Origin of the sequence: Streptococcus sp. KHUD_016 (assembly GCF_051106465.1) — a bacterium.
Lineage (GTDB): Bacteria > Bacillota > Bacilli > Lactobacillales > Streptococcaceae > Streptococcus.
The window spans coordinates 1,893,850-1,917,133 of record NZ_CP193663.1 but is presented as its reverse complement, the minus strand read 5'-3'; the positions used below and the strand labels follow the sequence as shown (position 1 = coordinate 1,917,133).

Annotated in this window: 32 protein-coding genes and 1 pseudogene; 21 read left to right on the top strand and 12 right to left on the bottom strand. The window is 35.2% G+C overall.

The window, feature by feature from the left end; all coding sequences use genetic code 11:
* The first annotated feature begins 68 nt into the window (after nucleotides 1-68).
* The 9 genes from ACORHV_RS09270 (at nucleotide 69) to ACORHV_RS09230 (ending at nucleotide 4,874) form a co-directional block, all read left to right on the top strand.
* On the top strand, nucleotides 69-767 hold the full coding sequence (locus ACORHV_RS09270) for a response regulator transcription factor (RefSeq protein ID WP_033583600.1): 699 nt from the start codon (nucleotides 69-71) through the stop codon (nucleotides 765-767).
* Nucleotides 764-1,798, top strand: coding sequence for a sensor histidine kinase (locus ACORHV_RS09265; protein WP_000769387.1), 1,035 nt, complete (start codon nucleotides 764-766; stop codon nucleotides 1,796-1,798). Before ACORHV_RS09270 ends, ACORHV_RS09265 begins: the two co-directional genes overlap by 4 nt.
* 201 nt (nucleotides 1,799-1,999) lie before the next feature.
* A complete protein-coding gene (rpsD, locus tag ACORHV_RS09260; RefSeq protein WP_000092756.1) occupies nucleotides 2,000-2,611 on the top strand; it encodes a 30S ribosomal protein S4 in 612 nt (203 codons plus the stop codon).
* A gap of 617 nt (nucleotides 2,612-3,228) precedes the next feature.
* Nucleotides 3,229-3,411 carry a hypothetical protein gene (locus ACORHV_RS09255; protein ID WP_000780387.1) on the top strand — a complete coding sequence of 61 codons (183 nt, stop codon included), beginning with the start codon at nucleotides 3,229-3,231 and terminating at the stop codon, nucleotides 3,409-3,411.
* 75 nt (nucleotides 3,412-3,486) lie between these two features.
* Entirely contained in the window at nucleotides 3,487-3,702 is a 216-nt protein-coding gene (locus ACORHV_RS09250; protein ID WP_000043341.1) for a hypothetical protein, read from the top strand.
* A 72-nt stretch (nucleotides 3,703-3,774) separates the two neighbouring features.
* Entirely contained in the window at nucleotides 3,775-4,002 is a 228-nt protein-coding gene (locus tag ACORHV_RS09245; RefSeq protein ID WP_009013763.1) for a hypothetical protein, read from the top strand.
* Nucleotides 4,003-4,115: 113 nt separating this feature from the next.
* Nucleotides 4,116-4,403, top strand: coding sequence for a hypothetical protein (locus ACORHV_RS09240; protein ID WP_000542381.1), 288 nt, complete (start codon nucleotides 4,116-4,118; stop codon nucleotides 4,401-4,403).
* The gene (locus ACORHV_RS09235) at nucleotides 4,404-4,595 is read left to right on the top strand and encodes a hypothetical protein (protein WP_000177340.1); all 192 of its coding nucleotides are present in this window, start codon (nucleotides 4,404-4,406) and stop codon (nucleotides 4,593-4,595) included.
* Nucleotides 4,596-4,661: 66 nt separating this feature from the next.
* Nucleotides 4,662-4,874 carry a hypothetical protein gene (locus tag ACORHV_RS09230; protein WP_000710706.1) on the top strand — a complete coding sequence of 71 codons (213 nt, stop codon included), beginning with the start codon at nucleotides 4,662-4,664 and terminating at the stop codon, nucleotides 4,872-4,874.
* A 286-nt stretch (nucleotides 4,875-5,160) separates the two neighbouring features.
* On the opposite strand, the gene ACORHV_RS09225 is transcribed toward ACORHV_RS09230, so the two are convergent.
* Nucleotides 5,161-5,346 (bottom strand): hypothetical protein, encoded by a 186-nt coding sequence (locus tag ACORHV_RS09225; RefSeq protein ID WP_009013804.1) that lies wholly within the window; start codon nucleotides 5,344-5,346, stop codon nucleotides 5,161-5,163.
* Nucleotides 5,347-5,374: 28 nt separating this feature from the next.
* Here ACORHV_RS09225 and ACORHV_RS09220 point away from each other — a divergent pair, with 28 nt between their 5' ends.
* The 6 genes from ACORHV_RS09220 to ACORHV_RS09195 all read left to right on the top strand — a co-directional run bounded on the left by ACORHV_RS09220 (nucleotide 5,375) and on the right by ACORHV_RS09195 (nucleotide 8,690).
* The gene (locus tag ACORHV_RS09220) at nucleotides 5,375-5,989 is read left to right on the top strand and encodes a CadD family cadmium resistance transporter (RefSeq protein ID WP_000250556.1); all 615 of its coding nucleotides are present in this window, start codon (nucleotides 5,375-5,377) and stop codon (nucleotides 5,987-5,989) included.
* Nucleotides 5,990-6,000: 11 nt separating this feature from the next.
* Nucleotides 6,001-6,339, top strand: coding sequence for a Cd(II)/Zn(II)-sensing metalloregulatory transcriptional regulator CadX (cadX, locus tag ACORHV_RS09215; protein ID WP_000711083.1), 339 nt, complete (start codon nucleotides 6,001-6,003; stop codon nucleotides 6,337-6,339).
* Between the two features lie 398 nt (nucleotides 6,340-6,737).
* Entirely contained in the window at nucleotides 6,738-7,040 is a 303-nt protein-coding gene (locus ACORHV_RS09210; RefSeq protein ID WP_006151097.1) for a TMEM175 family protein, read from the top strand.
* Nucleotides 6,965-7,324, top strand: a complete 360-nt coding sequence (locus ACORHV_RS09205; protein WP_000397555.1) for a hypothetical protein — start codon at nucleotides 6,965-6,967, stop codon at nucleotides 7,322-7,324. Before ACORHV_RS09210 ends, ACORHV_RS09205 begins: the two co-directional genes overlap by 76 nt.
* Nucleotides 7,321-7,644 carry a potassium channel family protein gene (locus tag ACORHV_RS09200; RefSeq protein ID WP_000825751.1) on the top strand — a complete coding sequence of 108 codons (324 nt, stop codon included), beginning with the start codon at nucleotides 7,321-7,323 and terminating at the stop codon, nucleotides 7,642-7,644. Before ACORHV_RS09205 ends, ACORHV_RS09200 begins: the two co-directional genes overlap by 4 nt.
* Nucleotides 7,641-8,690, top strand: a complete 1,050-nt coding sequence (locus ACORHV_RS09195; protein WP_000126416.1) for a DUF389 domain-containing protein — start codon at nucleotides 7,641-7,643, stop codon at nucleotides 8,688-8,690. The genes ACORHV_RS09200 and ACORHV_RS09195 overlap by 4 nt, the downstream gene beginning before the upstream one ends.
* 573 nt (nucleotides 8,691-9,263) lie before the next feature.
* Here the strand turns inward: ACORHV_RS09195 and ACORHV_RS09190 are convergent.
* The 7 genes from ACORHV_RS09190 to ACORHV_RS09160 all read right to left on the bottom strand — a co-directional run bounded on the left by ACORHV_RS09190 (nucleotide 9,264) and on the right by ACORHV_RS09160 (nucleotide 14,402).
* Nucleotides 9,264-10,529 (bottom strand): tyrosine-type recombinase/integrase, encoded by a 1,266-nt coding sequence (locus tag ACORHV_RS09190; protein ID WP_131200641.1) that lies wholly within the window; start codon nucleotides 10,527-10,529, stop codon nucleotides 9,264-9,266.
* Nucleotides 10,530-10,626: 97 nt separating this feature from the next.
* Nucleotides 10,627-10,887 (bottom strand): helix-turn-helix transcriptional regulator, encoded by a 261-nt coding sequence (locus tag ACORHV_RS09185; RefSeq protein ID WP_131200640.1) that lies wholly within the window; start codon nucleotides 10,885-10,887, stop codon nucleotides 10,627-10,629.
* Nucleotides 10,888-10,965: 78 nt separating this feature from the next.
* Nucleotides 10,966-12,216, bottom strand: coding sequence for a replication initiation factor domain-containing protein (locus ACORHV_RS09180; protein ID WP_131200639.1), 1,251 nt, complete (start codon nucleotides 12,214-12,216; stop codon nucleotides 10,966-10,968).
* Nucleotides 12,217-12,524: 308 nt separating this feature from the next.
* Complete coding sequence (locus tag ACORHV_RS09175) at nucleotides 12,525-13,271, bottom strand: hypothetical protein (RefSeq protein WP_131200638.1); 747 nt, start codon at nucleotides 13,269-13,271, stop codon at nucleotides 12,525-12,527.
* On the bottom strand, nucleotides 13,252-13,758 hold the full coding sequence (locus ACORHV_RS09170; RefSeq protein ID WP_131200637.1) for a hypothetical protein: 507 nt from the start codon (nucleotides 13,756-13,758) through the stop codon (nucleotides 13,252-13,254). The genes ACORHV_RS09175 and ACORHV_RS09170 overlap by 20 nt, the downstream gene beginning before the upstream one ends.
* The gene (locus tag ACORHV_RS09165; protein ID WP_131200636.1) at nucleotides 13,758-14,057 is read right to left on the bottom strand and encodes a hypothetical protein; all 300 of its coding nucleotides are present in this window, start codon (nucleotides 14,055-14,057) and stop codon (nucleotides 13,758-13,760) included. Before ACORHV_RS09165 ends, ACORHV_RS09170 begins: the two co-directional genes overlap by 1 nt.
* A gap of 48 nt (nucleotides 14,058-14,105) precedes the next feature.
* Nucleotides 14,106-14,402 (bottom strand): hypothetical protein, encoded by a 297-nt coding sequence (locus ACORHV_RS09160; RefSeq protein WP_131200635.1) that lies wholly within the window; start codon nucleotides 14,400-14,402, stop codon nucleotides 14,106-14,108.
* Nucleotides 14,403-14,815: 413 nt separating this feature from the next.
* Between ACORHV_RS09160 and ACORHV_RS09155 the strand changes: the two genes are divergently transcribed.
* Entirely contained in the window at nucleotides 14,816-15,574 is a 759-nt protein-coding gene (locus tag ACORHV_RS09155) for a hypothetical protein (RefSeq protein WP_131200634.1), read from the top strand.
* Between the two features lie 30 nt (nucleotides 15,575-15,604).
* Here the strand turns inward: ACORHV_RS09155 and ACORHV_RS09150 are convergent, their stop codons facing one another.
* A complete protein-coding gene (locus ACORHV_RS09150) occupies nucleotides 15,605-15,940 on the bottom strand; it encodes a helix-turn-helix domain-containing protein (protein WP_047206714.1) in 336 nt (111 codons plus the stop codon).
* Nucleotides 15,941-16,133: 193 nt separating this feature from the next.
* Here ACORHV_RS09150 and ACORHV_RS09145 point away from each other — a divergent pair, with 193 nt between their 5' ends.
* From ACORHV_RS09145 to ACORHV_RS09130, 4 genes are all read left to right on the top strand, one after another.
* Nucleotides 16,134-16,403 (top strand): hypothetical protein, encoded by a 270-nt coding sequence (locus ACORHV_RS09145; protein WP_223805116.1) that lies wholly within the window; start codon nucleotides 16,134-16,136, stop codon nucleotides 16,401-16,403.
* An 86-nt stretch (nucleotides 16,404-16,489) separates the two neighbouring features.
* Complete coding sequence (locus ACORHV_RS09140; protein ID WP_131200633.1) at nucleotides 16,490-17,374, top strand: DUF6287 domain-containing protein; 885 nt, start codon at nucleotides 16,490-16,492, stop codon at nucleotides 17,372-17,374.
* A complete protein-coding gene (locus ACORHV_RS09135) occupies nucleotides 17,374-18,336 on the top strand; it encodes a hypothetical protein (protein ID WP_131200632.1) in 963 nt (320 codons plus the stop codon). The genes ACORHV_RS09140 and ACORHV_RS09135 overlap by 1 nt, the downstream gene beginning before the upstream one ends.
* 548 nt (nucleotides 18,337-18,884) lie before the next feature.
* Nucleotides 18,885-20,342: a hypothetical protein gene (locus tag ACORHV_RS09130; protein ID WP_131200631.1), complete on the top strand. Its 1,458-nt coding sequence runs from the start codon at nucleotides 18,885-18,887 to the stop codon at nucleotides 20,340-20,342.
* A gap of 56 nt (nucleotides 20,343-20,398) precedes the next feature.
* Here the strand turns inward: ACORHV_RS09130 and ACORHV_RS09125 are convergent.
* From ACORHV_RS09125 to rpmF, 3 genes and pseudogenes are all read right to left on the bottom strand, one after another.
* Nucleotides 20,399-20,545, bottom strand: a pseudogene (locus tag ACORHV_RS09125) (transposase); the annotation flags it as partial.
* A 421-nt stretch (nucleotides 20,546-20,966) separates the two neighbouring features.
* On the bottom strand, nucleotides 20,967-21,116 hold the full coding sequence (rpmG, locus tag ACORHV_RS09120) for a 50S ribosomal protein L33 (protein ID WP_001265622.1): 150 nt from the start codon (nucleotides 21,114-21,116) through the stop codon (nucleotides 20,967-20,969).
* A 15-nt stretch (nucleotides 21,117-21,131) separates the two neighbouring features.
* Nucleotides 21,132-21,314, bottom strand: a complete 183-nt coding sequence (gene rpmF, locus ACORHV_RS09115; protein ID WP_000290417.1) for a 50S ribosomal protein L32 — start codon at nucleotides 21,312-21,314, stop codon at nucleotides 21,132-21,134.
* 230 nt (nucleotides 21,315-21,544) lie between these two features.
* Between rpmF and ilvD the strand changes: the two genes are divergently transcribed.
* Nucleotides 21,545-23,248, top strand: a complete 1,704-nt coding sequence (gene ilvD, locus ACORHV_RS09110) for a dihydroxy-acid dehydratase (protein WP_000137343.1) — start codon at nucleotides 21,545-21,547, stop codon at nucleotides 23,246-23,248.
* Nucleotides 23,249-23,284: the final 36 nt, after the last annotated feature.

Genomic DNA, 23,284 nt, shown 5'->3' with positions numbered 1-23,284 from the left:
TTAAACATTAGAGAAAATAGTGTTATACTAAAGCAAGTATAACACTGTTTTTATCGAAGGAGTGTCAGATGAAAAAGACAATTTTGCTGGTTGATGATGAAATAGATATTCTAGATATTCAACACCGCTATCTTATACAGGCGGGTTACGACGTTTTGGTCGCCCATGATGGCAAGGAGGGATTAGAGCTTTTCAGAAAAAAATCTATCGACCTCATTATCACAGATATCATGATGCCCAATATGGACGGGTATGATTTTATCAGTGAAGTTCAGTATATCGCTCCGGATCAACCCTTCCTCTTTACAACTGCTAAGACAAGCGAACAGGATAAGATTTATGGATTAAGTTTGGGGGCAGATGATTTTATAGTCAAACCCTTTAGCCCACGCGAATTGGTTTTAAGAGTGAATAATATCTTGCGTCGCCTTAGCCGTGGAGGAGAGACAGAACAGATCGAGTTTGGTGACTTAGTGATCAACCATGTGACTCATGAGGTTCGCATTGGGGAGCAACCTTTGGAATTGACAGTAAAATCCTTTGAACTTCTATGGATATTAGCCAGCAATCCCGAGAGAGTCTTTTCAAAGACGGAACTTTATGAGAAGGTATGGCAAGAGGACTATGTGGATGATACCAATACACTCAATGTTCATATCCATGCTTTGAGGCAAGAGTTGACCAAGTATACGAATTCAAATGCTCCTGCTATCAAAACTGTCTGGGGTTTGGGTTATAAGATGGAAAGACCAAGAGGTAGAACATGAAATTAAAAAACTATATTTTAGTGGGGTATCTAGTGTCGACTCTACTAACGATTTTGGTCGTTTTCTGGGCAGTCCAACGGATGTTGATCGAGAAAAGTGAAGTTTACTTTCTCGTTGGAATGACCTTGATTGCTAGTTTCATTGGCGCTGCAGTGAGCATCTTTCTTTTGTCGCCAGTGTTCTCTTCTCTGAAACATTTGAAAAAACAAGCTCAGGATATAGCAAGCAAGGATTTCAGCACAGAAATTGAAACCAAGGGACCATTAGAATTTCAAGAGCTGGGCCAGGCTTTTAATGACATGTCCCACAATTTGCAAGCCACCTTTCAATCACTTGATGAGAGCGAGCAAGAAAAGAGAATGATGATTGCGCAGCTCTCTCACGATATTAAAACTCCCATTACCTCCATTCAGGTTACTGTGGAGGGAATTCTAGATGGAGTGATTAAGGAAGAGGAGCGACTCCACTACTTAGCCACGATTGGTCGGCAAACCGAGCGTCTAAACAAGCTAGTGGAGGAATTGGATGTTCTGACTCTTAACACCCAACCTCAAGATACTGCTGATGAAGAAGTCGAAGAGGTCTTTTTAGATCAGCTGTTGATTGAGTCAATGAGTGAATTTCAACTCCAGATTGAACAAGAGGAGCGAGATGTTTACATTCAAGTATCACCTGAGTCGGCGAAAATCAAGAGCCATTCTGACAAACTTTCTCGCATTCTGGTCAATTTGTTAAACAATGCCTTTAAATATTCAGAACCAGGAACCAGAATCGAGGTTCTTGCCCAATTAACAGAACAAGAGCTGAGAATCAGTGTGAAAGACGAGGGTCAGGGAATCCTTCCTGAGGATTTGGAAAAGATCTTTAAACGACTTTATCGTGTAGAAACTTCGCGCAATATGAAGACAGGTGGACATGGATTAGGACTTGCGATTGCACGCGAACTAGCCCATCAGCTTGGTGGCGAAATCACAGCAGAAAGTCAATATGGCTTAGGAAGCAAATTTACATTCAGCCTCAATTTGAAATAAAGCTGTAAAATCCCTTTACATATCTAGCTTTTCATGGTATAATAGCCTTTGTGTGAAATAGCAGCAGGAAAGCATGAAGCTCGTCAACAGGTGTCTTATGACAAGTAACCTTGGCTGTTTAGGCGAAGGGCATCTGCACGAATCAGGGCTTTCTAAGTGACTATTTCCGCCAAATATTATTTATATCAGGAGGACATACATATGTCACGTTATACAGGACCATCTTGGAAACAAGCTCGTCGCCTTGGCCTTTCACTTACAGGTACAGGTAAAGAATTGGCACGTCGTAACTACGTACCAGGACAACACGGACCAAACAACCGTTCTAAATTGTCAGAATACGGTTTGCAATTGGCTGAAAAACAAAAACTTCGTTTCACTTACGGTGTAGGTGAAAAACAATTCCGTAACTTGTTCGTACAAGCTACAAAAATCAAAGGCGGAATCCTAGGTTTCAACTTCATGCTTCTTTTGGAACGTCGTTTGGATAACGTTGTTTACCGTCTTGGTCTTGCGACTACTCGTCGTCAAGCTCGTCAATTCGTAAACCACGGTCACATCCTTGTTGACGGAAAACGCGTTGATATCCCATCATACCGTGTAACTCCAGGTCAAGTAATCTCAGTTCGTGAAAAATCATTGAAAGTTCCAGCAATCCTTGAAGCAGTAGAAGCTACTCTTGGACGTCCAGCATTCGTATCATTCGATGCTGAAAAATTGGAAGGTTCATTGACTCGCTTGCCAGAACGCGACGAAATCAACCCAGAAATCAACGAAGCACTTGTCGTTGAATTCTACAACAAGATGCTTTAATTTTAAGAAATATCTTACAGAAAGCCTACAACAGTGGGCTTTTTGCTTTGTCTTAAAAGGTTGATTTCTGGGTTTGCTTAGATATTTGCTAGATTGATTTCATTGCTGCTTCAAAGAATGAGACGGCTTTTTTTGCGTTCTCTTTTGAGAGGTAAAAAGAAGCGTGACCCTCCCACAGCTATAGAGCTTTTAGGCGGGAAAACCACACTTCTTTCTTGAATTAATTTTACATCATTTTGACTTAAAAAACAAATAGAGGCGTCCCACCTCCTACCGCAGAAAGATCTGTTTCAAGGGGAGATGGAAAACCTCTATTCGTTAATTTAATTATAGCCTAAAAAACTTTTAAATACAAGGCTATTGAGATAGTAAGGGGGAAAAAAGAAGTAACCATCATTCCGACCACATAGTAGACAGGGGGGAACAAGATTACTTCCTTTATTTACTTAAGTATACAACATTTTTACAAGAAAGCAAAGTAGCAGGTTAGTCTAATGGGGTGCTTGTTGTACTTTAGCAAGTAAGGTGTGCTATAATGCTTTTAACAGGAACTAAAAGCCATTAGTAAATAACTAATATTGGGTCATATTGTTCCGATGTTAGAGAGAAGGAACTTAATGAAATTATGGGAATATGTTGATAAAAATGTTCGCCTTATTTTAGAAGATGGGACCTCCATCAAGGGTAGGGTGGTTGATTGGTTTGACGGTTATGATTTAGATGGTCCTGACGAAATAGTTATAGGTGATCGCTCATATCCTGAAGATATTATCAAGAAAATCAAAATTATTAGTGCTTAGTTCAACCTAGGCGATTTTATCGACTAACTATAAAAAGTATAAGAACTATCGAAAAAATAGCAGAGAGGAAAATAAATGAGTAAACAGCTTTGGAAGTATCTTCGATCAAGGGTTCAGATAGTCACTAATTGCGATAAGATAATCAAGGGACGTGTCATAGACTTTGTTGACGAAATGGACAATGATGAGCAAGATGAAATCACTATTCTCATTGCTAATCCTAGTCCAGATGAAGCTACTGAAATTTCTCTCTTTGAGAGTGAGATTGTCTCGATTAAAACAATCTCATAGGACTTAGAACAATCTAGGTGCTTTTACCTGCCTTATTTGAAAGAAAACACTATGGAAAAGGATTTAGTTTATATGGCAATATTAGATGATTTACAAGAGTTATATGACAATGGTTGGGATGCCTCTTTTGATTATAATGGTCAAGTATGTGGGATTTTTCCTAATTCTGTTCATGATATTGTAGTGGTGATTGGAGATAAGGAATACCAGGTATCATCATTCATTGATCTGATTTCTCTAAAAATTGACGATAACACTTTAGTAGAAATTATGGATGGAATTGAAGTGCAGTATTATTAAAATAAAAATCATCTTTGATGAATGAACTGCACCCCAAAAATTAGATTTTGTCTGTTAAATTTTTGGAACGTAGCTCAATATGCTACAACGTTCTTATTAGGAGGGGATGGGTAATGGGTTATAGTCAACAAGTATTAGACATGCTCCAGCAAACAGTCAGTGGTCAGATTGATAATTTTTGGGATTTTTCCTTTACGTTTAACGCTCTTTTTGGAGAAGATGCGGAATTTTCCGAGGCTTGGGATAATGAAAACTCTGAAATGTTTGACGCTCTCAATGACTTTGAGTTGATGATATTTTTAGAGGAACATGATCCAAGCGACAAACAAGGTTTTATCGATTTCTTAACACCTTACTACGAAAAAGCAAAGCAATTAGCCAATATTGAAAGGAATATTTAAATGACACTCTGGAAATTTAACCGTACAGATGTAATTATCACGTTAAAAAATGGCGCGGTAGTTAGAGGATTTGTAGAAGACTATTGTGACGCCTCTGACAATGACGAGGAGATTGACTCCTTGCTGGTAGATGTTGATGGAACTCTTTATGAATATTTTGAAGATGAAATCGTCAGCATCATAGAAAGCTAGTAGTGGGAATAGAATCTAAGGAAAAAATCTTGTTTGTTGAGATTGTTTTAGTTGGGATGGTCCTATATGAAAAAGGATGAAATTAAAAAATATTTAGACAAAGATCTTGAATTTAATTATAATAGCCGAGGTGCTTGCTTTTTATCGAGTATATGTGTAGTTGGTTATGATTATGAAGGTCAGCAGTTTGATACAATTGATGAAGCTATGGAAGCTAAAGTATTTGACGGGAAAAGCTTAGTAGATATATGGGATGAAGTTTTTCCACAAGTTTTTTAAAATGAAAAGCACCTTTGATGAACTGCACCCCAAAAGTTAGATTTTTTCTGTCTAACTTTTGGGGTGCAGTTCAAATGTATGAGATATTTTTAGTTTTGATTTAATTTCGATATTTTTCCGGAAAATACTTTTTTTTCGGAAAGTCAAGATTTTGTTATTATTTATGATATACTGGTACCGTAATTATATCCTTACAGAGGTTAAGTAAGGGTTTCAGTACACGTCAATAGATGTCAAAATATTGATTTTAAGCGATTTTTGATTTTTGGAAACTCATTATATCGCACTACAAATCAATAAAAACTCTACCTTTTACTCTACCTTTTTTAGATAAATATATCATCTGGATATTGAAGTTAAGCCCTGCTATCATTTCGATGGCAGGGCTTTTTAATGTTTGGGACACTACCTTCTTATCTATATTTTGATGGAGCTGAAGTTGACATCTACAAAGTTTAATGTTAAAATACATTCAAAAATATATTTGAATGAGGTGCTTTATGGTTCAAAATGTTGTTACTTCAATAATCCTGTATTCTGGGACAGCCGTAGACTTACTTATTATCCTAATGTTATTTTTTGCCAAAAGAAAAAGCAGAAAAGACATCATTAACATCTATTTAGGACAATTTCTAGGCTCTGTTAGTCTAATATTGCTAAGTTTACTTTTTGCATTTGTCTTAAATTATATTCCTAGTAAAGAGATTTTAGGTTTGCTCGGTTTGATTCCAATTTTCCTAGGACTCAAAGTTTTGCTTTTAGGAGATTCTGATGGAGAAGCTATTGCAAAAGATGGTTTGCGCAAAGATAATAAAAACCTGATTTTTCTAGTCGCTATGATTACTTTTGCAAGTTGTGGTGCTGACAATATTGGTGTTTTTGTCCCATATTTTATTACCTTAAATTTAGCGAATTTGATAGTGGCTTTACTTACCTTTCTAGTCATGATTTATCTCTTGGTTTTTTCTGCCCAAAAATTGGCACAAGTCCCTTCTGTTGGAGAAACTTTGGAAAAATATAGCAGATGGTTTATTGCCGTTGTTTATTTAGGACTGGGGATGTATATCCTGATTGAAAACAACAGCTTTAACATGCTAAGGACTGTGTTCGGCTAGGAGAAAAAATTATGAAAAAAGATAGTATCTGCCAAGTGAATATTATAAATCAGCAAAATGTTACAACCGCAACGAACTACCTTGAAAAGGAAAAAGTCCAAAAATCACTTCGTATTTTATCAAAGTTTACCGATAATAAACAGATAAATATCATCTTTTATCTCCTTGCTGTTGAAGAACTCTGTGTCTGTGATATAGCCTGTTTACTAAATCTCAGTATGGCATCTGCCTCCCACCATCTTCGTAAACTAGCCAATCAAAACATCTTGGATACTAGAAGAGAGGGGAAAATTATATATTATTTTATAAAAGATGAGGAAATCAAAGACTTTTTTAATCAACTAGGATAACAACTATTTTTACTACTTTATCATGATTATATATAGGACTTATCTATGAAATTTTTTGATAAAAATTACTCACATGAAAGACTACTCGTAGCAAATCTTTAAGAAAAAAGTATAATTTAAAGCAAAGCGACCTAGGTAATGCAGGTCAAGTTAGCCAAGTTTAAAAGGGAGAAATCTGAAAGAAAATGTATCTTTGATAGTAGTCATTTATTGTGAAATATGATATATTTATTGATTAGATGGATGAATATTTCTAAAGTTAAATAAAATATGACAGATACATGCTTTTTAGTGTATCTTGTTTGTACTCAAAATATGAAGTGACTATCCAATATTTAAGATTAATAAATATTATACGATGAGATAGAATACTACAAAATGAAAGGCAACGTAATCCGATGAAGAAAGACAGATTAATTGTATTGACAGATGCTGTTCTAGCAATTATTATGACCATCTTGGTTTTAGAGTTAGAAAAACCAACAACACCAAGTCTTGAAGCTTTTTGGGATTTACGGCAAAATTTCTTTGCTTGTTTTCTTTCCTTTTTCTGGTTGGGATCGTTATGGATGGCACTAAACACATTATGGGAAAAGGTTGAGAAAATTTCCTCAGAAATTATTTGGTGGAATTTGTTTCTACTCTTGGAGCGGCAGGAGTTCTCTTTGGAGAATTTCATGCCATCCAAGATACCAGTCTGAATGATGTGGTGGACCGGATCTATATAAATGTCAAGGATTTACCGTTTCAGTCCTTGGGAGCTTTAGCTAATATCCTGTCTGATATTAAGAAGGGACTGATTCAAGACAGTCATATCTGGTCTTTCTTCCAGTCATTTTTCAAACAATATCAGTTGATAATCAGCTTAAATCAGATCTATCAGTTTGTCTATCTTTCTCTGATGGAGATCATGTCCTATCTTCACTTTGATTATTGGAAAAAAACGGCTCGGTCAGGAGCTAGTATGAATAAGGAGAACAAATGAAACGTTTAAAAATGTTATGGCATATTATGCAGGTTACGGGTTTTACTCGGTTTGCTCTGAGTTTTGTGACCTTTGTTTTTGGGTCAGGAGGCGTGCTTTTCCTAGTTGAACCTGCTATCACAAATTACGGAGACGGTCTTTGGTATGCTTTTGTGACTTCGACGACTGTCGGCTACGGGGATCTCCTAGCTGTGACCTTGATTGGAAGGATTACCAGTGTCTTCTTGACGATTTATGGGCTCATATTTTTTGGCTGTTTATCAGCTGTTATTTTTAATTATTATACCAATTTAAATAAGGAAAGAGGAGAGGACAAATGACTGCCAATTATTCAACACGGGAATACCGTGAGAAATTATACGATGACCTTCATGTTCGATTGAGAGATACAGCGATTTTGATGTGTGCAATTTTTATTGCCTCTATCGGACTAAATATGAATTCAACAGCTGTCATTATAGGAGCCATGTTGATTTCACCTCTCATGACACCGATTGTTGGACTGGGATTCGGTTTAGCTATTTTTGATACGCGTTTAATCAAGCAATCTCTAGAGGTTTTATTGACTCAAGTGTTGGTCAGTTTGCTTGTCTCGACTCTGTATTTCTGGATTTCTCCCTTGTCTTATGCAAGTAGCGAGTTGATTGCACGAACCTCTCCAACCATTTGGGATGTCCTCATTGCTATTGCTGGTGGGATTGCTGGTGTGATCGGTTCAAGGAAAAAAGAAGCAAACAATATCGTGCCAGGAGTAGCCATTGCTACAGCTCTGATGCCGCCTATCTGTACTGCTGGCTATGGTTTAGCTAATGGGAATGTACGATTTTTATTGGGGGCTCTCTATCTTTTCTTGATCAACTGTGTCTTTATCATGCTAGCCAACATTGTTGGAACAAGAATTTTGATGAGAAAATCTCCTTTAACTTCATTTAAAGAGCTGAGCATTAAAATGAGAATTGGCTTGATATCTTTGATTGTATTGTTGATTCTTCCAGCTAGCTATTCGGCAGTTACTCTGACAATAGAACAAGCGCGCAAAGAAGGGATCAAACAGTTTGTAGGAAAAGAGTTCGCCAATTATACGGTTATTAATCAAGTCTACAAGTCAAGTAACAATGAATTGGTCTTGACGGTTGTTGGAGATCCGATTTCAGAAGAAGAATTAGAAACACTCCACCAAAAACAAGCCTCTTACGGTATTCAATCTGTTCAATTGAAAGTGAATCAAGTTCAGAACTCGCCAACATTAGATAGTGAAGCGACCAAGGAATTTTATGAAAACATTGACAAGTATATTGATCAAAAACTCTCTGAAAAAGATTCACAAAACGATCTCGTAAAAGAAAATGAAGCAGACAAGGATTGAGGACAATGAACTGAATCGGTTTTTACGCCGTGTTTTTCTTGTATCTTCCTCTTTCTTACTTATAGCAGGTTGTTTTTGCTTGAATAAGAAATAAATTAGAAGTTCTATCATCTAAGAAAAATGATGAAAAAAATCATTTAACTAATGGTGTGAACGTTTAGTGTTTATCAGCTCCATTCTCTGTAATTTTGGGGGTAAAATCCACACCATTTAGATAAAATTAGTTGAATTTGATTGGAAAAACGCTTTTATAAAAGCGGAGAAAAGTCTTGATATTACGCTGTTTTTAGTCCAACTGAAATTCATACTTTCCAAACCAGGTCTTAAGAAAAAAGGTAGAGAAAAAGGTAGAGTTTGGATTGAAATACAGTGCAATATATCGCATTTGGCAAAAAGAAAAAACGCTTTAAATCAGCGTTTTTCTTATGTATTGATTCGTATTGAACCCCTACTTAACTTCTGTAAGGAATACTTAAAATCTATTTTAGTTGTGATAAACCCTATTAAATCAATGTTTATAAGCTATTGATTTGGATAAAACTGTCAGAGGTTGCCAAAAAGGTTGCCACAGACTTAAGAGGTCAGCTCAGCTATTTTGTTTAAATAGATATCGACTGCCTGAGTTTGATTCTTAGGAGCAAGTTCAGCATAAATGTCCATTGTAGTCTTGATTGATTTGTGTCCCATCCGAACTTGTAATTCTTTCCAATTCATTCCAGCATTCAACATCATGGATGCGTGAGTGTGGCGGAATAAGTGAAAACCATAATCTGGCAGACTAGCTTCACGCAGTCGCTTTTTGAGTGTTGCACGTTCGTTTCTGTCGCACATATAGTTACCATAAATAGTAGGAAAGATTAACTTACTTTTTGGAAGATTATTTTTCTTGAAATAGAGATTCATCTCATCGTAGAAATTTTGAAGCTCCTCAATGATTTGGTACGGAACAGCTATGCGTCTGTTACCTGAATCAGATTTTGGTGTGTTTTTACAAACGACTTCGCCTTTCAAACCTAATTTTGGTTTTGCATTTTTCCAAACAAGTGTTTTACTAACTAGTATTTCGGAATTATCAAAATCAAGGTCATAGATAGTCAATGCTAATAGTTCATTGATTCTCATACCTGAAGCAAGTAAACTATCGCAAATAACTTTAAATCGGCGATTAGCCCTAGTATTAGGCAGACTATCAACGATGCTTAACCAAGTAGATAGATCCTCATCATGAAGGACCATAATACGTTTTTGGTTGTTTTTGGGCTTTGGCGGGATTTTGATAGACTGAGCGGGATTAAATTTGAGTTCAAAATGTGTTATTCCAAAATCAAAAATATCACTTAATTTATGGGCAATAGCTCCAAAATCTTTAGCTGAACCCTTTTCAGCTCTCTTTATACCTGCATCCACAGATTCTTTAGATTTTTTTGCTAATTGGTTGATCCAAGTCTGTATATCTGACGAGGTAATTTTTTCAGGTTGATACTCTCCGAATCGTGGTAGTATATAGGTGTCAAGATAGTTCCTAACTCGGTTCAGTGTATTATCTGAACTAACCCATGTCTCATAATTTGAAAACCAAAGTTCTGCTAAGTCTGAGAAGGTAGCAACATTGAAAGTTTCTTTCCTTGTTGAGTCATTTTCCTCAAAGTCAATTTTAGCTTGAATAATTTTACGGTCTAAAGAACGTAAGGTTTTAGCGGTAATGGTTGTTTTGACTGGTTTTCCAGTTTTAGAATCAAGTCCTAAGTAGATACTTTTAGCTGAATAACTAATTTCGCCATTGTTCTTTATTCTCTTTAAAACACTTTTCCCTTTATGGATAATTTTTTCTGTATTCATGGTTGCTCTCTTCAATCAATCGAAGAATGAAAAAAGCTAAAATAGATTGTATCGCTCACTTTCTTTTTTGATACTCTTATTTTAGCATATTTCGCTTCTAGTTACAGCTTAGAAATTCGATGACATCACTGATACTGTAATATACTGTTCTAGTACCCTCAATGGGTGGTTCTAGTCGCTTTAGCCCCTTGTTTTCCCACGATTTAAGAGTATTGGGAGAAATGCTGAGTAGGGAAAGAAGTTCTTTTTGCGTATAGATGCCCGTCTTACTTTTTTCGTTATTTAAGTGCTTCAGTAATTCAATGATGCTATGAAGCATGTGTTCAATTTGCTTTAATTCAAAATTATTACTAGCCATACAGATCTCACTTTCTTTGGAAAAATTTATTGAAATATGAGATACTAGCAGTAGGGATAAGCTACTGCCTTATCTCTTCTAATCTGCAACATCACTCTTTTGCTTCTTGGCGGAATCTTTAGGAGTGATGTTATTTTTTTGGTAAAAGATTTGGAAGGCATCTTCAAAAAAATCTTCAAAATTAAGTTTCTCAAGTTTCTCACCAAATTTATTTAACCATATCCCTACATCTGGGTTGGGAGTGTAGTTGGTCTCATACTCTTGAATTAGTCTAATGATAAAGTGATTCCGGGCTTGTGTTCCCCAGACTTCTTCAATTTTCTTCAAAAGAGGGTAGAAACCGCTACCTTTCATCAAATATGAAATCGTTGCGAGTAGGTCGTTGTTTCGAGAGTTCAAAGATTCAAGTTCCGGGAAGTTACCAAATCCTTTAAGTAAGTCACTAGTGAATGGTAAAGACTGACCAGTCTTGGTGTCATGAAAACAATACTTGTCAATCATTTTATTAACAATGAGCTTGCTCAAATCTTGAGGGCTATCAATATCAAGAAGTAAGGCTAGTATTTGATTGCTATAAGTTCCTTTGTAAGAAGCTTCCATACGGATCCAAGAATTGCAATACTTAGTTAAGTGCATATAGCGACCTTGATTGTCTAATTGTTCCTGATACTTGTTATAAATCCGCAACAGAGCATTTACATTCTTTTTCTTGCTACCGATATATATAGTTTGAGCTTGACCATCCACTTCTTGAGCGCTAATCTTAGAAACATTTTTACGTCCTTTATGATTAGTGATAATATATTTTCTTATTTTTAACCCTTGATAAAGAGTATTGACAGAAATTGGATAATTAAAGTAATCAATAGCAAGGTCAATACGAGAAAGGCGCAAGTCATAATATTCAGCGTACAGCAGTTGTGCTATATTGTGAACGTCAATTACTTCACCATAATAGTCTTGATAAGAGGATTTATAGTGAGACAAAGCTGATGCAGAAATTTTTAGGATAATCCCCATAGTGAAATTAGTTTGATGCCAAGCAATTGCAAAGTAATAGGGGAGATTCTGAAAGGTAAGTCCGTCTGTATAGCCTGCTGGTGGGGTTTTCAGTGGAATATAATCTCCAAAGAGAACAGGGAGGGATAGATTTTCTGCTACTGTTTCAGACAGCGATAAAGCAATTTGATGCCAATTATCAGGATATTCTCCTACAGTATCTTCTGTTGGTTGGATGACAAATGTAGCTTCATCGACACTGGTCATAATGACTGGGTTATGGTCGTTATCTTTTTGAAGATATTTTTCAATTTCATTTTTACAAATCATTTTATTTTTTTTCTATCCGCCTAAAGAGTGAAAGTTAACCGGGCGGCAAATATTGTTTTAGTTAACTATTTATTGTAATGTAACGAAATTCCTATGCTTTTATTCTCCCACAGTTTCAAGAAGTAATCACCCTAAATAAAAAGTTATAGAATAACGCTGATATACCAGCGTTTTAAGGTAAATAGGTATTTTACCCTAAAGTGGGATCTACAAAGCTTTAGAACAAGGTCAAATGGAACGGGGGTCTTTACATGTCCCCCGTATAACAGCCAGCTAAAGCTGGCGAGGCTGTAAGACCGTCTGATTCTCTAAAGTGAATCAGGGTCAACAGCCTCAGCAACATCAGCAGACTTTCCTAATATATCAAGAACTCGTCCCTTCAGTAAATTTATATCGGGTACTTGTTTAACCTTAATTTTAATAACATTAGAACCATCATCAAAACGCTGAAGATAGCCAAATCTTTTGGGTAAATTTTTTTGTAACTCTTGTCCTTCCTTTAGTTCAAAAAGTCCCTTAGTTACTGATGACCTCAGTGACCCTAATGCAATTACTAAAGAAAATTGATTCCGAGCAGAACCCTCCCCCAGTGCAGAAGCAAGCAGATCTTGTGAAACGGCTAATAATTTGACATTAAAGGCCCTCCCAGTATAAAGAATAACTCTAATTTTCTCCTGATATTCTTTCTTAGACTTTCCTGCTAATTCAAATAATGAAGTTAATTCTTCTACTACAAGATAGTAGGGTGTTTTTTCTCTTCCTCTATTCTTTTTTCTTAACTCAATCTCATTAAAAGCTACATCTATAGCTAAAATAGCTCTGTCCCCTAAATATACATTGTGTAAATGTTCCGCAAATAAATAATCAGACTGCTTCATCTCAGAAATAATAAATTCACTTGCAGGATTTTGATTGTATAGATAATTGATGATAGCGAGAACAGCCGTAGATTTTCCAACACCAGTACCCCCAAGCAACAAAAGATGGATGAAATCTATATCTGGCGTTCCGCCCCCAGCTTTTAGAAATGGATTTTTAGAGCTCAATGATTTCATCAAGGTCAAATTCCTCCTGAATTTTAGGTTCTGTTGCTCTAGCATTCTGATTAAAGGTAGCGTCCCCAATGGTTTCTAATTTTAAGAAAATAAACCACCCTCCGTTTACCAACTCAACTTGACTATAATCAATAGTATAAGAAACTTCGTGGTTTGCAATAATTCCTTTTACTATATTCTCAATTTCAAGCTGTTGTTCTGATGAAATATTGGAACTGAGTTGAATTATTAGATATTCACCACTATCAGAAAGTTTAACTTGCTCTTTAACCTTTAAATGTTCTAGCGTAGGTAACAGAGAATAAATATTCTGTTGGACACTACCTATCTTATACCACTCTCTAGGAGGAGAATATTTATTGTTTAAGTAGTTAAAGAAAAGTTGGTTTAGGAATATTTTATCAAATTGATATATTCCCCAAATGACAAGAACCATAATCCCTAACAATAGGATAAATAGTAGTGAAATAGAGTACAGAATAATCATTAGTTTTCCTCCTTGCTTTCATGCTCCCTCATTCGATAATTAAAATCTACGTAAGAATCATGAATATCATAAGAAAATTCAAGTATTTCCTTGATATGTTTATAAACCTGACTAACTACAAAGTCTGCTATATCTACGGAAAAATCCTCGGTTACCCAGAATCTGATACGACCGCTGTAGAAATTACCTCTAGGAAGATTTATAGGGTGACTATCGAAAAGGATAGGTGTTTCACTTCTATCAAGGTATGATGATAAATTTAAATCAATCGTTTCATGTAAACTATTTAAAATAAGCATAAAGTAAACCTCCAATAAATGGGAGGGAGGAAGACCTCCCCTAATAATTTAAGCAAGCTCAATAAAAGCAGACTTAGCTTTTACTGAGAGCGCAGCACGATTTCCACTGTTATAAGCATTGATAGAAACACCCTCAAGAACAATTTCTACTTTTTCGTCAAATAAGGTTGTAAAATCAGATACATTAACTATATCAGCCTTGATATTTGTTTGATTAAATCGACCGTCTGAAGTTCGTACACCAATTGTTAATTGGGTTTGACCAGTACCGAGACCAGAAGTAAAATCTTTCACTTCTGATGCGCCAATAAGGCGACCCTGCATTGTTGTTTGTGTAGCTTCCATAGGCTACCTCTTTTCTAACCGTTTTATTAAATACATCAAAAAATTCACGGCTTTTCAAATTTATTGAAGATATGTATTGTGTGATAGCTACCTCACATCTTAATTCTCCCATAAAAACTGACAAGATTTTACCTAAATTCACTTAAAATATACGTAATAATTTTTCTTGGTTTTTTTAAGATTTTTTTGTTTGTTCAAACCATTGTTTAAAGCTTGCTACATAGCACTTTCAGTGGAATATAATTTATTATCTATCGAGATTATTTAGTTCAAAGAAAAAATAAATTTTTTTTAAGATTTTTCTTGAAAACGTTTTACCCTAAATTTTTATAAAAATGCATCAATATCTTGACGTTTCAAATACATTAATGCTAATATGTACATAAACTTTTTTTGTGTAAAGGATGTCTGATATGGAAGAAAAAAAAGAAGAACGCATGCTTGTTGCAGTTACAGTTAATTTGATGCACAAAATGAAAGAATTTCAAGGGTTCAAATATGAACAAGGGATTAGTGGAGATTATGAAGCTAAAATTGCTTATCTAGTAGAAAAGTTTCACATGAGCGACAAGACGGCAGAAAATTTGTTGTCTGGTAAGGTAGTCTCTAAAAATAATTATTTAGCTATTTTCCCTTCCTTTGGCAAAGATAATATAAACGAAAAATCTACTGCATTAGAAAAATTTGCAGAGACTATTGTGGATGCAATAGGGAAGGGAGATGAAGATTATATTACAGAAGTATCTAATATAATCACTAATAAATTAGAAAAACTTGATTTAAAAGATAAGGCAAAAGCTGTATTATCAGATGATAAACGAGCGGAATCATTAAAAAACTCCATAATATCGAGCTTAGAAAGTGTAGAGTTCCCAAATAAGAAAACTAAAATTAATGACTACGCTCTAATTGTATGGATTGATCACTTTTATAAGAGTATCTCTGAACAAGATAATCTATTTGAAATTATTAGCAAATTAGATACTCTGTCGAAAGCTATTGAATATCTTCCTCTTGTTGAAAAGATATTTGAATCCGAAGAAAACATTGAAATATTTTCTCAAGTAGCTAATCGTCTTGACACATTTAGGATTGCTGATGAGTACGAGGATTGGGATAATATCGAGAGCTTTATCAAGGACGTACGAGAGCGAAATGGATTTGATAACTAATATAAAAAGCCAAGTTCAAAAATACTTGGCTTAATTTATTTGTTTTAATATATCTCGGAGAGCTTTTATAGTAGGTTCTCTTTTTTCTGTCGGTAGGTTTCTAATATCTTCAATGAGTTGTGAAAATTCTCCGCTTTGATTTTGATTTTCAATATTAAAAAAAGTATTCATATCAACTTCAAGCGCTTGTATGATTTTTTCAATGGTCTCCAGCTTAACGTTTAACTGCTTATTCTCTAATCTATAGATATAGTTGAATCCCAGATCAGCCTTTTCAGCTAGATATTCTTGTGTCATCCCGCTTTTCAGTCTTAGAAGTCTGATTTGTTTTGCAACAAATTCTCTTAAATTTATTTTTTCAGTCATGATAGTACCTCATAACTATCATACAAGTTTATCTCATTGAATAAATCGTTATTAAAAGACTGAAATTATAACAAAAATAATATTTAAAAGACTGTTAAGTGTGGTATAATATTATTCATAAAACAGTCTTTTAAGACATAAAGGAGTTTATATACTAGAATCAAAAACACAAGGTCACGGCACCATCAAAAAATTGCGTACTGGTGCAGTTATTTCAACGCTTGCAATCTCAGCTCTAGGTGTGGCATCTGGGGTATCTGCTAGTGAAACTGAAGTACCTGTCAATAAGCCAGCAACCGAAGTAGTCGCTAAGGACACTCCAGCAACTGAAGTAGTTGCTAAGGACGAGGTTAAACCTAAAGTTCCTACTCAAGCTGATGTAAATACTGCTAAGGCTGAATCGGACAAGGCTAGTCATGATGTAGCAGTCTTTAATCATGATAATTTTTCAGATTATTTTTGAACTGTAAGCCATTCACGTATACTAGAAAAAACTCGTAAATTTATCTAAGGTAAATGTAAAATATAGTGAAAAATGGGAGGAATACTATGACAAAGAAAAATTTTGAAGAGAAGAATGCTCCTAAATCAACTGTCCCGAGGGTAGTGGAAGGAGCTTCTCCATCTAAGATTAGGGGTAAGTTTTTTAAAATAAAAGTGTACATTGGAATTGCTATCAGTCTGTTGGTTGTTGCAATTCTAGCAAGCCTCTTCTTATTCTCACCTAAGGAAAATAAAGAGTCAAATCAAGCATCGTCTTCAGTTTCAACTACAGAGACAACAAGTCAAGCGTCTACAAGCCAAGGAAAAACGGATGAGACTGATAAGGATAAACAAGAGGAAATTCAAAAACTCAAGAATCAACTGGCTGATTTGGATACCAAGATTACTGAAACAGAAGCACTTGTTAGCAAGCTAAAGAAAGAAACTGCTGTTCCAAAACTGGATATTGAAGCACTAAGAAATAACGATTTATCTAGTTTGAAAGGTACATGGCGTACAGCTTCGGGTAGAGAGTTTGTTATTAATGAGTCTAATGAAATATATGCAACTGGTTATAGCGATGGTCAAAAATATGAATCTACTTATGAACTAACAGTCTCAAAAGGTCAAAAACGTCCTAACTCTGATACAGCTTCTTTCGGTTTACAGCCAAAAGGTATTCCAGCAGGAGGAGGTTATATGATTGTAGTACCTAGAGGCATTGTCTTAGAGTCCGCTGGACAGTATACTGATCAATCAAATACTGCTGAAGATAGACTTGTTGCTGGACAAAGTTATCCTAGCATGCTTACGGAACCAGAAAACGTTTATTACCGTGTTAAACCAGATACTAGTCAACTAGAAGTTGAGGAAAAGGATTTGACTAAACTACAAGCTGAACGTGATTCAATAAAAAAAGAACTAGAATCAAAAGAAAAAGGAGCTGAATAATGACTAAAGAAAAGTGGATTGAATTATTCAAATTAATCAATGATAGAGTACCAAATGAGAAAGAAATTGCAGAAGCTTTAAAAAAAGGTGAATTTACAGTTGAGCAAGAAGATAACAATGTAAGTAATGGAGAAGATGTAAATAAAGATACTACTGCCGAATCTATCACTAATGTATCTAGTACTATTTCATATCCGTCATGGTTGATAGAAACACTAAAACATCCGTCTCGTCAGTTGAATGCTCAGTGGTACTATCCAGTTATCAATATTCTTATTAGCAGCATATTGTTATCTGTCTCATTAGGGCAACTTTTCTGGCGTGTTTTAAAAATGTTAATTGATACACCGATTGCTGGGAAAACTATTAATATGGAACCAAATGGAGTTCAAATATATACATTATTGGTTAATTCGTGGAAATCATTAACTTCATTGGGGACATATTTTTACTTGATTTTATTATTCTTTTTGCTACAAATTATAATTTTGTTGCTACCTTTAATAGCTTTTAAACTAACAAATAAAAATTTAGAGTGGAAAACTTATTTAAGTGAAAAATTAGGTTCTACTTCATTTTTAATACTCCCAAATATTCTTCTCATTTTGTGTGTTCTATTCATACCTTCACACTTAATAGTAGCTCCAGCACCAATGATGAATCTCACTACGCAGATTTTCTATGGACTTGATAATTTAATTAAACAAATACCGGGTCTTAATAATTTAATAGTTGTTTTTATTGCTTTTCTTCTTTTAAGATTTTTATATAATTTTATTTTATTAATTATTGGTTTGATGAATATTAATGAATCTAATTCTAAAATAGACGTTTTTTATATTAGAATCATTTATATTACATTAGCTTTATTTTTAATTATTTTTACAGAGAAATTTGTCAGCTCTTCTCTCTTCTCCATCATACTAGATGGTATTCGTCCTATTCTTAATGGAGCAATTTAATAGATTATTTTGATTGATTTAAGGTTTTATAGTATGTTTTTGAAATATTTCAGACGTTAGTATACTTAAAATTTATTTGAAGTATAATTTTTGGTAGTTAACATTTTTAATATTAGTTATCAAATTTTGTACGACAATAAACCTATTGTTTCTATAACAATTTATTTCGGCTTATGGCAGAGAATGAGAAACAAATTTTAACAGTTATAAATCAAACTCATACTCATACTACTTCCTTTTACCGACTTTCAAAAGTTAGAATTTGCTGTCTAACTTTTGGAGTATAGTGCACCTATTATAGGTTTTAAATATTTTAAAAACTGTTTATAGTAAGATTAAAATTAATTATTGCATTGATTAATAGTTTATAGATCACTGAGTAATTTGATGAATATATAATAATTGAAGATTGTTATGATGATGTTTAAACTTTAAAATTAGAATCTGGAAGATATATTTTAAATAAATTATTTATATTTTCTAAAAAAAAATTTTAGATGATTATAATAATAATGATTATTGAAAAATGATGAGGAGATAATAGAATAATGGATAATAAGGAATGGATAAAACAATTTGAGGAGCAAAATGGTCGTAAACCTACACCAGAAGAATTGTCACTTTATTTAAATAATTTAAGTGCGGATAGGAGTAAATCAATAAAAAAACAATCTTTCTTGGAAAAAATTAAGAAATTTGTATCAACCAATCGGAAGAAGTCTGTAGGAATTTTTATTGTATTATTACTTGTTTTATTTTCTTTAGGTGGTTATATCTATTTCCAGTCTCAACCCAAAAGTATATTCAACGTACTAACTGTTGAATTTACAGGTTACGATGGAGATGGTGAACTAATAAATTCAAATGAAAAGGAATTTAATATTTGGATGACACAGATTATTCTGGAAAAATCTGGTATAGAGAAGGAACAAGCAAAGTTATTAGCTGCTGATCCAGAAGGAGAAGAAAAAGTTAAAACAGATCCTCGCTATTCTTCTAAATATCCTCTTATTAACAATATGATTAGTAGTGTAAAGATAGATTATGATAAGAAGAATCGTTTAAAGAACGGGGATGAGGTCACAATTACAGTAACAGTTACAAATCCTATTGTTCCCATCAAATCTGAGAAGAAAATCTTTAAAGTTGAAAATTTGAAGGAGTATGAGAAGGTTTCAGCGGAAGATTTAATAAAAGAAGCGAATATTCAATTTACAGGAGTTGATGGCTATGGTAAATTAGTAGATAGAACTAATTCTGTTCTAGAATTCAAACAAACAGATAAACCCAAAAATCTGAAGAACGGTGATAAATTAATATTTAATGTCAAAGATTCTTATTTAGAAGAGTTAAAATCAAAAGGAAAAACATTTGAGGAAAATGTTGTCGAAGTGACAGTATCTGGACTAAAAAGTAAAGAAGATATATCGGGAACTATGACTGAGTATCAGCCGGTTATTGATGAATATCTTAAAGTGCTTAAAAATAAAAAGATTGAACCAGGATATAGCTATGTTAATTTCGAAATATTGCCGAATGGAAGACCTGAACCAGTGAAGTTATATTATGCTTTATATGATTTTGACAATAACGGTGTTAATGAATTAGTAATTGCAGGTGATCAAACATCGAAAGATTCTAAAAGAACTAGTCAGAAGTATAATTGGGAACGGACAATATATAATGTTTTTACATTAAATAATGGAAAAATTATAAATAATGTTGAGCTTCTTGGCCATCTTTATTTCCTTATACCTATGAGTGATGGTAGTTTTTGGTTGAGGGGTGGTTTCTCAGGCGGTACATATTTGTATGAACAATATATGTTTAATGAACAGGGGACACAATTAAACAAAGTGTTAAGTATTAATCAAACAAATACAAATAATGTCATAACTATTAAAGATGAAAAAGGTAAAGTGTATACTAGAATAGAGCTGGAACGTTTACTAGATTCTTTTACACCACTAAGTGCAGATGATCTTAACTGGATTGAAATTAAATAGACTCTATCAGATCCATAAGGGATTTACCCACTACAAATATTATAGAGCCAGAAAAGCTAAGATCTAGAAAGGACAAATTTCGTCCTTTCTTTTTTGATGTTCAGAGTTATGAAAATCCGTTTTTTGAAGTTTTAAAAGTTTCGAAATCCAAAGGCATTTCGTTTGATAAGTTTGATGAGATTATTGGTCGCTTCCAGTTTAGAGATGATTTTTTTGTGTATCCTTGTTGATGATATCCATAAATTGGATATTAGGGTCTCTAATGTCTAGTAGTTTTGTGATAAAATGTAATGGTTCCATATGAATTTTTCTAATGAGTTGCTTTGTCGCTTTTCATTATAGATCTTATGGGACTTTTTTTCTACACAAAAATAGGCTCCATAAGATCTATAGGGGATTTACCCACTACAAATAGTATAGAGCCACAATTTTTAGGAATAAAAAAGTCCTAAAAAATTCTTAGGACTTTATATTCTTCGATTGTTGACTTTCTTTTTTATTTCAAAAAAGGTTGCCAAAAAGGTTGCCATAGAACTGATTTCAAATGATTTGTAATGAATTTCAATATTCCAAAAATCGCATGAAATCAAGGTTTTTTCGTTTCTACTGAAACGTAATGACCCACTATTTAACTTCTGTAAACACTACGTGCTTGCGAAGTTTTGGTGAGTATTTCTTCAATTGAAGACGGTCTGGAGTGTTCCGTTTGTTTTTAGAAGTAAGGTACAAGCGTTCACCAGATTCTTTGTGTTCAAGTGTGATATTTACGCGCATGGTATCTCCCTTCTATTATTCAGCTGATGCAGCTTTAGCGATTTTACGTCCTTTGTAGTATCCTTTAAGTGATACGCGGTGAGAACGTGAGTAATCTCCAGTAGTTTCGTCAAAGTTTACAGATGGAGCTGTTACTTTGTAGTGTGTACGACGTTTGTTTTTCTTCGCTTTTGAGGTGCGACGTGCAGGTACTGCCATTTTCTTTTCTCCTTTAGGTATTTAAATTCGATTCAATCTAGTGATTTTCATCAACCATACTAGGATAACACATTTTTTTTGTAAAGTAAAGTTACTTGACAAAAAAAGATAAAAAAATTAGAAGTCATTCAATCAAATTAATCGAAATTTTCTGAAAATTCAAGAATTTTCTTCTGTTCATTGCCTTTAAAATGTGCTATAATAGTAAAAACTGAAATGGGAGGGATAAGATGACTGAATTAGATAAACGTCACCGCAGTAGCATTTATGACAGCATGGTTAAATCACCAAACCGTGCCATGCTTCGTGCGACTGGTATGACAGATAAGGACTTTGAAACACCGATTGTGGGAGTGATTTCAACTTGGGCGGAAAATACCCCTTGCAACATTCACTTGCATGATTTCGGGAAATTGGCCAAAGAAGGTGTCAAATCGGCAGGTGCTTGGCCTGTTCAGTTTGGGACTATCACCGTAGCGGACGGGATTGCCATGGGAACGCCTGGTATGCGTTTCTCTCTAACATCTCGTGATATCATTGCGGACTCTATCGAGGCGGCTATGGGTGGTCACAACGTCGATGCCTTCGTCGCTATCGGTGGCTGTGACAAGAACATGCCTGGTTCTATGATTGCCATTGCTAATATGGATATCCCGGCTATTTTCGCCTATGGTGGGACTATTGCACCGGGTAATCTTGATGGCAAAGACATTGACTTGGTTTCTGTCTTTGAGGGAATCGGAAAATGGAACCACGGTGACATGACAGCTGAGGACGTGAAACGTCTTGAATGTAATGCCTGTCCTGGTCCTGGTGGTTGTGGTGGTATGTACACAGCTAATACCATGGCGACTGCTATCGAAGTTCTCGGTATGAGTTTGCCAGGATCTTCATCTCACCCAGCTGAATCAGCTGACAAGAAAGAAGATATCGAAGCAGCAGGACGTGCTGTTGTCAAGATGTTGGAGCTTGGACTCAAACCATCAGATATCTTGACTCGTGAAGCCTTTGAAGATGCTATCACTGTAACCATGGCTCTCGGTGGTTCTACAAATGCCACTCTTCACTTGCTTGCCATTGCCCATGCGGCTAATGTTGACTTGTCACTTGAGGACTTCAATACAATCCAAGAGCGTGTGCCTCACTTGGCCGACTTGAAACCATCTGGTCAGTATGTCTTCCAAGATCTCTACGAAGTCGGTGGTGTGCCAGCGGTTATGAAATACCTCTTGGCAAATGGTTTCCTTCATGGCGACCGTATCACATGTACTGGTAAGACAGTCGCTGAAAATTTGGCTGACTTTGCAGACCTTACACCAGGCCAAAAAGTCATTATGCCACTTGAAAATCCAAAACGTGCAGACGGTCCGCTTATCATCTTGAACGGGAACCTTGCCCCTGACGGTGCGGTTGCCAAGGTATCAGGTGTTAAGGTGCGTCGTCACGTTGGACCAGCCAAGGTCTTTGACTCAGAAGAAGATGCTATTCAGGCCGTTCTGACAGATGAAATCGTTGATGGTGATGTAGTCGTTGTTCGTTTCGTTGGACCTAAGGGTGGTCCTGGTATGCCTGAGATGCTGTCCCTTTCATCCATGATCGTTGGTAAAGGTCAAGGAGACAAGGTTGCCCTCTTGACGGATGGTCGTTTTTCTGGTGGTACTTATGGTCTGGTTGTCGGACATATCGCTCCTGAAGCTCAGGATGGTGGACCGATTGCTTACCTCCGTACAGGTGATATCGTTACGGTTGACCAAGATACCAAAGAAATTTCCATGGCCGTATCAGAAGAAGAACTTGAAAAACGCAAGGCAGAAACAACCTTGCCACCTCTTTACAGCCGTGGTGTTCTCGGTAAATATGCCCATATCGTATCATCTGCTTCACGCGGAGCCGTGACAGACTTCTGGAACATGGACAAGTCAGGTAAAAAATAAACTCATACTCTTCGAAAATCTCTTCAAACCACGTCA